Consider the following 11,371-nt stretch of genomic DNA (forward strand, 5'->3'; position numbering starts at 1 on the left):
GTCGCTGATTAATTACACAAAGTGCGGCTTTGTTTGTAGCATCTCAACGATAAAGCACCGATAATGGAGGAACTGACTTTAGCAACGAGGACAATGGCGATATGGCTTCAGCCAAACGCATCTTAGTGGTCGACGACGATGTCGAAATCCGTGAGCTTCTCCAAGCTTATCTCACCAAAGCCGGTTACGAAGTGATGACCGCGCAAAACGGTCATGAGATGCAAACTAAGCTGGCTGTCCAATACCCGGATTTAATTTTACTCGACGTGATGCTCCCAGGGGATGATGGCTTTACGCTATGCAAAAGCATTCGTAAAGATTCGAGTGTGCCTATCATCATGCTCACCGCTGTATCAGACGAAACGGATCAAATTGTTGGGCTAGAGCTAGGCGCCGATGATTATATCGCCAAGCCCTTTAGTCCACGCCAATTGATCGCCCGTATTCGTGCATTATTACGTCGCACCCAGCAATTGCAGGAGACCACGCTGTCCCGACCTAAAGCGATTCGGTTTGGCCAGTGGCGTCTAGAGCCTGCCACCCAGCAATTGCACCAGGTTGTTACTGGCATGGAGATAGAGTTGTCGGCGTCTGATTATGCCCTGCTGATGCTGTTTATCGATCACCCACACCAGTTGCTCGATCGTAATGCGATTAGCCAAGCGACGCGCGGCCGCGATGCACAGGCACAAGAACGTGGCATCGATGTACAAGTCAGCCGCTTACGCCAGCGCTTACGTGACACAGGCAAAGCGAACTTGATTAAAACTGTGCGTGGTGCGGGTTATATGTTTGTCGCTGAGATCCAATATGAATCATGAATGGCTAGAAAAGCTGATCCCTCGCTCTTTGCTATCACGCACCTTGCTGCTGACCTTGTTATCCGTGGTATTGGCGCAGGGCATTGCCACCTCAATTTGGTATACCCAATCAAAACGTACCCAGCTTGCGGGGCTAGAGGCGGCGTCGGCGAGTTTAGCTAACATGTTTGCCTCAACCACCACCTTCTTTCAATCGTTGCCCGTTGCTTATCGGCATGTGGCGCTTAATCAATTACGTAACATGGGCGGGACACGGTTTTTTGTCTCCTTTAACAAAGAAAAAATCCAAATCACGCCTATTGAAGAGACACAGGCGAAAAAGGTCGCGACCCTTACCGTATCGGGCATTCTCCACGAGCAGCTCCCGTCATTGAATACCATTGATGTTGACTTTTCGCGCCCTGAAACCTTACGCGTGCTCAACAACGACATTTTATTGCAAGACTTGCCCAAATCTTGGGCACATCACACGTTAAGTTTAGAGCCATTAAATCCCCCCATTTTGGTGGTACAAATGGAGCTGAAAAAAGATGAGTGGATCTATATCGCTGCATTGTTACCCGCGCCCTATGTCACGCTCGATGATACCTTGATTACCGCCGATCAAGTGGTCTTTATCGTGGTGATCACTGCGCTATTACTGTTCTTTACTTACACCTTGATTCGCCAGCAAGCACGCCCCTTAAAACGTCTGGCCAAAGCAGCGAACTTGTTTAGCACCGACATTGAGCAACCTCCCCTGAAGGAGGAAGGCGCGGCAGAAATCGCCATTGTGACAAGGGCGTTTAACCGTATGCAGCGTCGCCTACAACGTCACCTACGTGAGCGCGAAACCTTATTCCGCTCCATGTCGCATGATTTAAAAACGCCTATCACCCGCTTACGTTTACGAGCCGAATTAATTGATGACGACCTGCAAGCCGCGAAGCTCAATAAAGATTTAGATGATCTTGAAATCATGGTTAAAGGTGCCGTACAAACGGTCAGAGACACCGATATTCATGAGAACATGGCGGCTATTGATGTCATTGATTTCTTGGCGATGATTGTCGAACCACACAACCAAAACCGTATTCGAGTCAGTATTGAAAGCGACGCAGTACCTCCGTTTACGTGTAAGCCACTCGCCTTCAAACGCTGCTTATCCAATTTAATTGATAATGGTGTGAAATACGGCGATAAAGTGACGATTTATGTAATGGACGCAAAACACACGTTAGATATTACCCTGATTGACGAGGGGCCAGGTATTCCTGAGCAAGATCTCGACTCGGTGTTTGACCCTTATGTACGCTTACATGATGATAACGATGGTTCGGGGCTCGGTTTAGGGATTGCGCGCGATATCATCCACGCACATGGCGGGGATATGGTGCTCAGTAACCGCAGTGAAGGCGGCCTACAAGTTGATATCAGTTTTCCTCGGGTAGAAGAGTAATGGCACGTTTAACACGCTTAAATAGATACCTCTCTCAATGTATCATCGGTGGCATGCTTGCCACCTATAGTCTTGCAGTGTCCGCGAGTGATGTTGAAGTTTTACACTGGTGGACATCGGCAGGTGAAGCCAAAGCCGCCTCTGTCTTACGAGAAGGCATTGAGCAACAAGGCCATCAATGGCAAGACTTCGCGGTCGGTGGCCGCGCAGGGATAAGCGCGATGAACACTTTGAGGATCCGTGCCATCAGTGGTAACCCGCCCCTTGCGGCACAAATCAAAGGGCCGGAGATCACCGAATGGGCCCGTTTAGGCTTTTTACGCAACCTCAATGAGATTGCTGAAGCGGAAAACTGGGAAGATAAAATCCCTGCCCCACTACGTGATGTCATGCAGTACCAAGGTAACTATGTGGCAGCGCCCATCAATATTCACCGCGTAAATTGGCTGTGGGTCAACTTACGCGCCTTTAAAGCAGTCAATGCCGACATCCCTACCGACTTTGATAGCTTTTTTGCTGCCGCCGATAAACTGCAGCAAGCAGGCTATATCCCACTCGCGTTGGGAGGAGAGCCATGGCAAGTCGCGACGCTTTTCGACAGCCTGGCGCTATCAGTACTGGGGCCACAAGATTACCAACGTGCCTTTTTAGACTTTGATCGCCAAGCACTCCTTAGTGACGATGTGGTCAAAGCCTTTACCCTGCTGGCGAAGATGCGCCAATATGTGGATGACTCGGGTCAAGGACGCAACTGGAGCGATACCACTCGTCTACTCATTGATAACCAGGCGGGGATGCAAGTGATGGGTGATTGGGCCAAAGGGGAGTTTTTTGCCGCCAACCAGCAAGAAGGCAAAGCCTTTACCTGTGTCGCCTTCCCTGGGACGAAAAAAGCCTTTAGTTACAATGTCGACAGCTTTGTATTTTTCAAGCCCAATAGCCAAAGTGAGCGACAAAGCCAAACAGACATGGCCTCTTACCTCCTCACACCACAGTTCCAGCGTGACTTTAACCGTTACAAAGGCTCGTTACCTATCCGATTTGATGTGCCCCTTCCCAAGGGAGACCGGTGCGCACAACAATCACGTGATGCGTTTACTTACGCGCAAGAGAATGGCACCTTAAGCCCCAGCATGTCACACGGCCTTTCCACCACACGTTATGTACAAAGCGCGGTGTTCGACGTGATTAATGAGTTCTTCTACAACCCTGAGCAAACGCCGCGTGAAGCCACCGAGGCACTGTATCGCGCTATATTATCCGCGCAAGCTTGACGGTCGTCATGCAGGCTTTTTCATCACACAAACTTAGCCAACCCTTCTCAGTTGGCAGTTGGCGCTTGCGTGGGGCCGAGATCGCGCGAGTCACAAGGAACAAAAGCAATATCTGCCGGCAGCGTCGAGTAGTTGCTCAATACATCGTTGGTGAACACATAATCAAACTGACTTAACGTTGTCACTTTCACCGGCGCACTGCGCTGCCACTTTGACCCATCTGCCACCAACCACCGTGCACTCGCTGCACTAAGCATGGTGTCACTGATATCCGCTTCATCGGGGGAAAACTCACACACCCATCCCTCTTCATTGACCGCCGCACAGCCGATAATGGCGATATCCGGTTGGAAACGCGACAGGAACTGAAGCACCGAGTGTCCAACCATATCTTGGTCATTGGCGCGCAGCTTCCCCCCTGCCAGCCAAATATCGAGGTCGGGATTAGCCCCCAGAATATGCGCGATCTGAACGTTATTGGTGATTACGCGAAGGTCGCGTCTTGTTAATAGCTGCTCAGCAATCGCAGAAACCGTGGTCCCTATCCCGAGCATCACGGTCGCCCCCTCAGGAATGTGCTCGGCCACCGCGCGTGCAATCGCCGTTTTAACGCCACTGTGCCTTTGCAAACGACGTTGGTAATCGCTATTGACATGCGCAGAGGGCATATTAATGCCGCCATGGTGACGCCGAGCTAAGCCAAGCGCACAGAGCTGATTAATATCACGACGAATAGTCTGCGTCGTGACCGAAAACTGTGTGGCCAAATCATCCGTTTCTAAGTGCTCTGTTTTTGCTAATTGCGCTAATATTTCGCGCTGGCGCCAATTTAACTCTGCCTCTTGTGACACATAAGCTCCTTGTTGTATGACATTATCGACCGCTCACCTAACGATTCGGTTGACTCCGTGTCAGTACGGGTGTGCTAAGTATTTACTTGGGTCGTCGGTGATCATCATGTCTACGCCCCAACCCCACAAGGCTTCGACCTCAACAGGCTTATTAGGGGTATAACACTTAAGCGCTAAACCTGAATCTTTAACGGCTTTGGCTTTCTCTTGGGTGAGGTGGCGATAGTTGCAGTGAATGCTAAACGTGGCTAAGTCCCGGAACTCACGCCAATTATCAGGGATCGTTTCCCATAAAATCGCCCGCGCTGACTCAGGCATTTCATCACGAACAATCGCGAGTGCCTCAAGAGAAAAAGATGAGACTAATACCTTCTCGGTGCTGATAGGGCTTGCCGACAAGCAAGCAAATATCGCGCGGCACAAGGCAGGTATATCGCTATCCGGGTAAGTTTTGATCTCAAGGTTGATATAAAGCGCATCGCGGTGCGCTTGGGCTAAAACGGCCATGAGCGTGGGTACCCTTTCATAGCCAAACATTGGCGAAAAGTGCCCGCCTGCATCGAGCTGCTGTAAATCGGCCAAGGCGGTGTCTTTTAACGCCCCTACACCATTGGTGCACCGTTGTAAGCTATGGTCATGAAACACCACGGGAACACCGTCTTGGGTCAGTTGCACATCGACCTCGACCCAACTTAACCCCATCTCTCGCACCTTTGCAATAGACGTTAACGTGTTCTCAGGAGCATGAGCAGCGACACCTCGATGCCCACATAATTGCTGTGGCGCGATTTTCATTTGAACAGTCTCATCTCAATCAGTTATTTAGGTATTGTAGGACAGCGCGAGCCGCATTGTCTCGTGTAAATATGACAGAGTGTTTACGAGTAAATCTTTGCGCTTGCAGGATTTTCATCATCAAAACACGCTCTAATTAACAATTTCCTCACATACCATGCGACCGCGGTCAAAAGTCATACAATTGTCATCTCCCTTTTCGTTTGGGTTCATATTATGTTCATTTTTGTTCATTAAGTTGCCGAATGAACATTACCCCATCCTCAAAAGGAGTGACGCATGAAAACCCAACGCTTAACCGCGCTTTCTTCGGCCCTGTTGCTGGCCACTTTTTCTGCCAACGCGACAACCGAAATTGAATGGTGGCACGCAATGGGCGGAAACCTTGGCGAAAAAGTGAATGAAATTGCTGAGAAGTTTAATGCCAGTCAGGATGACTATTCCGTCAAACCCGTCTACAAGGGTAACTACACCGAAACCATGACAGGCGCTGTGTCGGCATTCCGCGCCAACAAGCAACCTCATATCGTCCAGGTGTTTGAAGTAGGCACCGCGACAATGATGTCAGCAAAAGGGGCGGTATACCCGGTTTATGAGCTAATGGAAAACGCGAATGTCCCGTTTGACCAATCTGACTACCTCTCTTCTGTGACGGGTTATTATTCAGACGAAGACGGGAATATGCTGTCGATGCCATTTAATAGCTCAACGCCCGTGCTGTATTACAACAAAGATCTGTTTGCTAAAGCTGGCGTTAACCCTCCCAAAACCTGGGAAGAAGTTGAGCAAGTGTCTGAGAAACTGCTTGCCAATGGCGCTCAGTGCGGCTTCACGACTGGCTGGCAGTCTTGGGTACAAATTGAAAACCTCGGTGCTCGCCACAATGCGCCCATTGCCACCAATGACAATGGCTTTGGCAGTGTCGATAACAAGATGCTAATTAACCAGTCTCCATTTGTGGATCACATTGCCAAAATGGCGGATTGGCAACAGGCTGGCATTTTTGAATATGGAGGCCGCCGCTCTGACAGTGCGCCGCTGTTTTACAGTGGTGAATGTGCCATGTACATGAACTCTTCAGCGTCTTACGCCGGTGTGCGCGAAAGCGTAAAAGATTTCGAGTTTGGCGTTGCCAAGCTGCCTTACTGGGATAAAGCCGTTGAGCAGCCAAGAAATACCATCATCGGCGGGGCCACGCTTTGGGTTCTACAAGGCCACGAGTCAGAAGAGTATAAGGGCGTCGCCCAGTTCTTCTCCTTCTTGTCTCAACCTGAAATCCAAGCGGACTGGCACCAGTTCACCGGTTACTTGCCCATTACCCACGAAGCCTATGAGCTAAGCAAGAAGCAAGGCTTTTATGCTCAAAACCCAGGCACAGACGTCGCGATTAAACAAATGACCGAGGTCGAGCCAACGCCTGCCTCTAAAGGGATCCGCTTAGGTAATTTCGTTCAAATCCGTGATGTGATTAACGAAGAGCTTGAGACCGTATGGTCCGGCGATCAATCGGCTCAAGAAGCGCTGGATGAAGCAGTTGAGCGCGCCAATGGCTTGCTTTCAAAGTTTGCTAAAGCCAATCAATAAGCGGTTTAGTTCCATTCAGTAAAAACCATGTTGTATGACGGAGCGGTATAGACTGCCGCTCCACTTTTTGAGAAAGCCTATGTCCAATAAACCCACATTTAATCATTGTGCGTTTCCCATTTTATTGCTCGCGCCTCAATTGTTGATCACCTTTATCTTTTTTATCTGGCCAGCGGCGCAGGCTGTATGGCAATCCACCTTGTTGGAAGACCCTTTCGGTCTTAGTACCGAGTTTGTCGGTGGCGAAAACTTCACCGAGTTATTGGGAGACACCAGCTATTATCGCTCTTTTTTGACCACCTTATTCTTTAGTTTTTCTGTTGCAGGCATCGCGCTTCTATCGGCGCTTGTGCTCGCGGTGATGGCTGACCGTGTCATTAAAGGGGCGACAGGCTATAAAACACTCTTGGTGTGGCCCTACGCGGTCGCTCCCGCTGTCGCAGGGGTGTTGTGGTTATTCATGTTCAATCCCACTGTCGGTGTATTGGCCCACGCGCTAAAAGCCATTGGTTTAGACTGGAATCCGTTTATCCATTCTGGCGATGCCATGACCATGGTGATCATTGCCGCTACATGGAAGCAGATTAGCTACAACTTTCTGTTCTTCCTCGCCGGGCTGCAATCTATCCCACGTTCATTGGTTGAAGCGGCAGCTATTGACGGAGCAGGCCCAGTAAAACGCTTTTTGACCATCATTTTTCCACTGCTCTCTCCGACCTCTTTTTTCCTGTTGGTTGTGAACTTGGTCTACGCCTTTTTCGAAACCTTTGGGGTGATTCATGCCATGACGCAAGGTGGGCCCGGTCAGTCCACCACAACGCTGGTTTATAAAGTGTATGCAGACGGTTTTGTCGGCCTCAATATGGGATCGTCCGCCGCGCAATCCGTCGTGTTGATGATCCTCGTGGGCGCATTAACCGTGATTCAGTTTAAATATGTTGAAAAGAAGGTGGCTTACTAATGGTTGAACGTCGCCCTTGGCTTACTGTGTTCTCGCATTTGGTGTTGATTTTAGGCGTCGCCTCGGTGGCGCTCCCTGTGTGGCTTGCGTTGACCGCCGCCACCCATGACAGCAGCGCCTTTGTAAGTGGTGTCACGCCGTTATGGTTTGGTGACAAAGGATTATCTGTGTTCGAGGAGGTATTAACCGAAGGCACATCACGCGAGTTAAACATTTCCGTGGCCGGCATGCTGTGGAATTCATTTTTAATGGCAATGGGCATCGCCATTGGCAAGCTCGCGATTTCCATTCTTTCAGCCTATGCCGTGGTGTATTTTCGCTTTCCCGGTCGAATGTTGGCATTTTGGGTGATTTTCATGACCCTAATGCTACCGGTGGAGGTGCGCATCATGCCAACATTCCAGGTCATTGCCGACTTGAACATGCTCAACTCGATGTCGGGATTGACCATTCCACTCATCGCCAGCGCTACGGCGACCTTTCTATTCCGTCAGTTTTTTATGACGGTCCCAGGAGAAATGCTTGAAGCCGCGCGAATTGATGGCGCGGGCCCGTTCAAGTTTTTCAAAGACATTCTGCTGCCTCTTTCGCGCACCAATATCGCCGCACTGTTTGTGATCACCTTTATATATGGTTGGAACCAGTACCTTTGGCCGATTTTGATCACCACCGATGATGAGTACTACACCATTGTGATGAGTATTCAGCGCATGCTCTCTGTTGGTGATGGTGAGGTGCAATGGAACCGCGTAATGGCAACAACTCTAATGGCGATGCTACCCCCGGTGATCGTGGTGCTCGGCATGCAAAAACTCTTTGTAAAAGGCTTAGTGGAAACGGAGAAGTAAATGGCAACGGTAACCCTAGAACAGATGGCAAAGACCTACCCTAATGGGTTCAAAGCCATTCACGGCGTCGACTTATCAGTGAAAGATGGCGAAATGATTGTATTGGTGGGCCCCAGTGGTTGTGGCAAATCAACCTTACTGCGCATGATTGCCGGCCTAGAGGCGATTTCCAGCGGACAATTAGTCATTGACGATAAAAAAGTGAATGATCTTGAGCCTGGCGAGCGCGATATTGCCATGGTATTTCAAAACTATGCGCTTTACCCACACATGAGTGTATTCGACAACATGGCCTATGGCCTTAAAAATCGCGGGACACCAAAAGCGACCATTCAACAGCTTGTCACCGAGGTCGCGACCATGCTCGAGCTAGAGCACCTACTCGACAGACGGCCCAATCAATTATCCGGCGGACAACGACAACGCGTAGCCATGGGGCGAGCCATTGTGCGTCGTCCCAAGGTGTTTCTCTTCGATGAGCCGTTATCCAACCTTGATGCCAAACTGCGTGTACAAATGCGCCTGGAAATCAAAAGTTTGCAGAGAAAGCTGAATACCACTGCTGTGTATGTCACCCACGATCAAGTTGAAGCAATGACCCTGGCGGATCGCCTCGTGGTATTAAATGGTGGTAACGTTGAACAAATTGGTACGCCTTTAGACGTCTACGATGCCCCGGCTAGCTTGTTTGTGGCCACTTTTATCGGCTCACCAGCGATGAATATCGTTGAAGGTCGTATCGACAATGACGTCCTCTCGATAGGTCAACACCTATTGGCTGAGTGTCAGGGCATTGACACACAATCCGTGTCCGTCGGATTACGTCCCGAGCACTTAAAAGTGGTACCGGCCGATCAGGCCTGTTTCACACTGTCAGTTACCTTAACCGAGTCTTTGGGAGCTGATTTGCTGGTCTATGGCCATATAAGCGATACTGACAGCTTCATCACACTGCGTTTAGAGGGGCACAGTAAGGTCGTAGAAGGAGATAACCTACCCTTGGCGATTGCCCCTGAGAACCTCCACGTGTTTGACCATGAGCAGGGAAAACGGCTGGCGCTCACTCTGCGTCAGGTTAATCATCGCCATGTGGCAGCTATTTAATTAGTGAGGATCGCAATACCTATGCCGAATCAGTGTTTGCCCATATCGTCAATGCATGACCACGCCATACGCTGGCGTAACGTGCAATGGCTGTTTACCGACGTAGATGACACCTTGACATGGAAAGGTGAGCTCCCTTGGCAAACACTGAAGGCAATGGCCGATCTCCGTGAAGCTGGCATTCACGTTGTCCCTGTTACTGGCGCGTGCGCTGGCTGGGGCGATCATATGATTAACGCCTGGCCTGTCGATACGGTGATAAGCGAAAACGGTGGCGTGATCCTATGGCAAGAAAACGGTCAGCGCTTCACGAAAATCAATCACGCCGCCCATCAACAGCAAGCTGCGCTACTTGACTGGGTAAACCGCTTACTTCAGCGCTATCCAGCTCGCGCACTTGCTGCCGATCAGTCCTATCGTCTCTGTGAAGTGGCGATTGATATTGGCCAGCATACGCCACGCGCATCCGCAGACGAGATTAATGCATTACTCGACGAGCTTCATGGGCAGGGCGTCAATGCAACGGCCAGTTCGATTCATATTAACGCCTGGTTAGGTAACCACAGTAAAAAACACGCGGCGCAAGAATGGTTAGATCGTTACAGTGTCACAGGAAAGCAAACTCAGCAACGCGCAGCATTTATTGGCGATTCACCGAACGACAGTGAAATGTTTGCCTACTTTCCTCTGAGCGTCGGCGTCGCGAATATCTCCTCTCACCTTCCAACATTGGCCACCGTACCAACTTGGATCACGGATGCGCCGGGAGGGTTTGGTTTTGCCGAATTTACCCACCACTGGCTGTCGGTACTGTCGAACCCACAAGCTATGTCAACGCGCTAACTGAGTGTGGCGTCACAGCTTTTCTGCTACAGGGCTTTTTATATCAATGTGTTATTTAACTTTGTCGCTGGCTCGTTCTACAATATCCGCGTTTTATCATTCACAAAGATGCCCAAACCTCATTGTTTGCGCCCCGCACACGGTTAGTGCGTATAATCATAAAGCGCAAACACGATAACGATTAGGATAATGTTATGAAACGCTATGCCCTTGCACTGGTCGCGGCACTATTGCCAATAATGTCAAACGCTGCCCCTATCAAAAATGCAGACTGTTATTCGGCCAAATATCATGATTATGTGGATGCATCGATCAATTGGTACCAAGCGCTGGTCGATATGACGGTGAAAAAAGACGCATCGCTTGATGAGGTCGCCGCGTGGTTCTTGAAAGGCCGAAAAAACCACTTCAATCTCAATGCACAAGCTTTTGATTATTATCTAGAAAATGACAGTGCCAAGCTCAATTTGGAAGCGCCGGTGGAGTCTTGGCTAAAACTAAGCCAAGAAGACGTAAAGACGCTCGCGCAAAGCTCATTGCCACCCTCGACGCTGGCTGAAAAAGTGTTTAACTTTCGCCAAGGCGAAGCCATGGACGGAAACTATACCCTTCGCAGTGCACTGGCTGATCTGCTAAGCCATCCAAAAGAGATTGACAAGGCGCTCAATCAGTATAATGACCAAATGAACAGTATTAACCAACGTCAGTGTCAGTAAACACGCTCTCATGTAAGAGCCAGCAATCGCTGGCTCTTTTATCGACTCTCTATCGCGTGCGCTGTTTCAGCTGTCATCCTTCAGTAAAAAAAGCCTGATGCTCTGGCTTTTTTTTGCTATGTTGAGGCCTAATTTC

General features: G+C 49.7%; 11 protein-coding genes. 9 read left to right on the forward strand and 2 right to left on the reverse strand.

Annotation, left to right across the window (positions count from 1 at the left end):
• Nucleotides 1-101 precede the first annotated feature (101 nt).
• From EHW58_RS05640 to EHW58_RS05650, 3 genes are read left to right on the forward strand one after another with little or no spacing between them, the layout of a single operon-like run.
• Nucleotides 102-821, forward strand: a complete 720-nt coding sequence (locus tag EHW58_RS05640; protein WP_046073289.1) for a response regulator — start codon at nucleotides 102-104, stop codon at nucleotides 819-821.
• Entirely contained in the window at nucleotides 811-2,259 is a 1,449-nt protein-coding gene (locus EHW58_RS05645) for an ATP-binding protein (protein ID WP_152795237.1), read from the forward strand. The genes EHW58_RS05640 and EHW58_RS05645 overlap by 11 nt, the downstream gene beginning before the upstream one ends.
• Nucleotides 2,259-3,533, forward strand: coding sequence for an ABC transporter substrate-binding protein (locus EHW58_RS05650; RefSeq protein WP_227486464.1), 1,275 nt, complete (start codon nucleotides 2,259-2,261; stop codon nucleotides 3,531-3,533). Before EHW58_RS05645 ends, EHW58_RS05650 begins: the two co-directional genes overlap by 1 nt.
• Before the next feature lie 47 nt (nucleotides 3,534-3,580).
• On the opposite strand, the gene EHW58_RS05655 is transcribed toward EHW58_RS05650, so the two are convergent.
• Nucleotides 3,581-4,384 carry a DeoR/GlpR family DNA-binding transcription regulator gene (locus EHW58_RS05655; RefSeq protein WP_172969939.1) on the reverse strand — a complete coding sequence of 268 codons (804 nt, stop codon included), beginning with the start codon at nucleotides 4,382-4,384 and terminating at the stop codon, nucleotides 3,581-3,583.
• A gap of 60 nt (nucleotides 4,385-4,444) precedes the next feature.
• A complete protein-coding gene (locus tag EHW58_RS05660) occupies nucleotides 4,445-5,179 on the reverse strand; it encodes a glycerophosphodiester phosphodiesterase family protein (protein WP_152795239.1) in 735 nt (244 codons plus the stop codon).
• 279 nt (nucleotides 5,180-5,458) lie between these two features.
• Between EHW58_RS05660 and ugpB the strand changes: the two genes are divergently transcribed.
• The 6 genes from ugpB to EHW58_RS05690 all read left to right on the forward strand — a co-directional run bounded on the left by ugpB (nucleotide 5,459) and on the right by EHW58_RS05690 (nucleotide 11,235).
• Nucleotides 5,459-6,763 carry a sn-glycerol-3-phosphate ABC transporter substrate-binding protein UgpB gene (ugpB, locus tag EHW58_RS05665; RefSeq protein WP_152795241.1) on the forward strand — a complete coding sequence of 435 codons (1,305 nt, stop codon included), beginning with the start codon at nucleotides 5,459-5,461 and terminating at the stop codon, nucleotides 6,761-6,763.
• A gap of 79 nt (nucleotides 6,764-6,842) precedes the next feature.
• The gene (ugpA, locus tag EHW58_RS05670; RefSeq protein WP_046073295.1) at nucleotides 6,843-7,724 is read left to right on the forward strand and encodes a sn-glycerol-3-phosphate ABC transporter permease UgpA; all 882 of its coding nucleotides are present in this window, start codon (nucleotides 6,843-6,845) and stop codon (nucleotides 7,722-7,724) included.
• Nucleotides 7,724-8,572, forward strand: coding sequence for a sn-glycerol-3-phosphate ABC transporter permease UgpE (gene ugpE / locus EHW58_RS05675; protein WP_046073296.1), 849 nt, complete (start codon nucleotides 7,724-7,726; stop codon nucleotides 8,570-8,572). The genes ugpA and ugpE overlap by 1 nt, the downstream gene beginning before the upstream one ends.
• Nucleotides 8,573-9,676, forward strand: coding sequence for a sn-glycerol-3-phosphate import ATP-binding protein UgpC (locus tag EHW58_RS05680; protein WP_152795243.1), 1,104 nt, complete (start codon nucleotides 8,573-8,575; stop codon nucleotides 9,674-9,676).
• A gap of 21 nt (nucleotides 9,677-9,697) precedes the next feature.
• Complete coding sequence (locus EHW58_RS05685) at nucleotides 9,698-10,519, forward strand: HAD family hydrolase (RefSeq protein WP_152795245.1); 822 nt, start codon at nucleotides 9,698-9,700, stop codon at nucleotides 10,517-10,519.
• 194 nt (nucleotides 10,520-10,713) lie between these two features.
• Nucleotides 10,714-11,235, forward strand: a complete 522-nt coding sequence (locus EHW58_RS05690; protein WP_152795247.1) for a hypothetical protein — start codon at nucleotides 10,714-10,716, stop codon at nucleotides 11,233-11,235.
• Nucleotides 11,236-11,371: the final 136 nt, after the last annotated feature.

It is taken from the genome of Salinivibrio sp. VYel1, assembly GCF_009377945.1.
Lineage (GTDB): Bacteria > Pseudomonadota > Gammaproteobacteria > Enterobacterales > Vibrionaceae > Salinivibrio > Salinivibrio siamensis.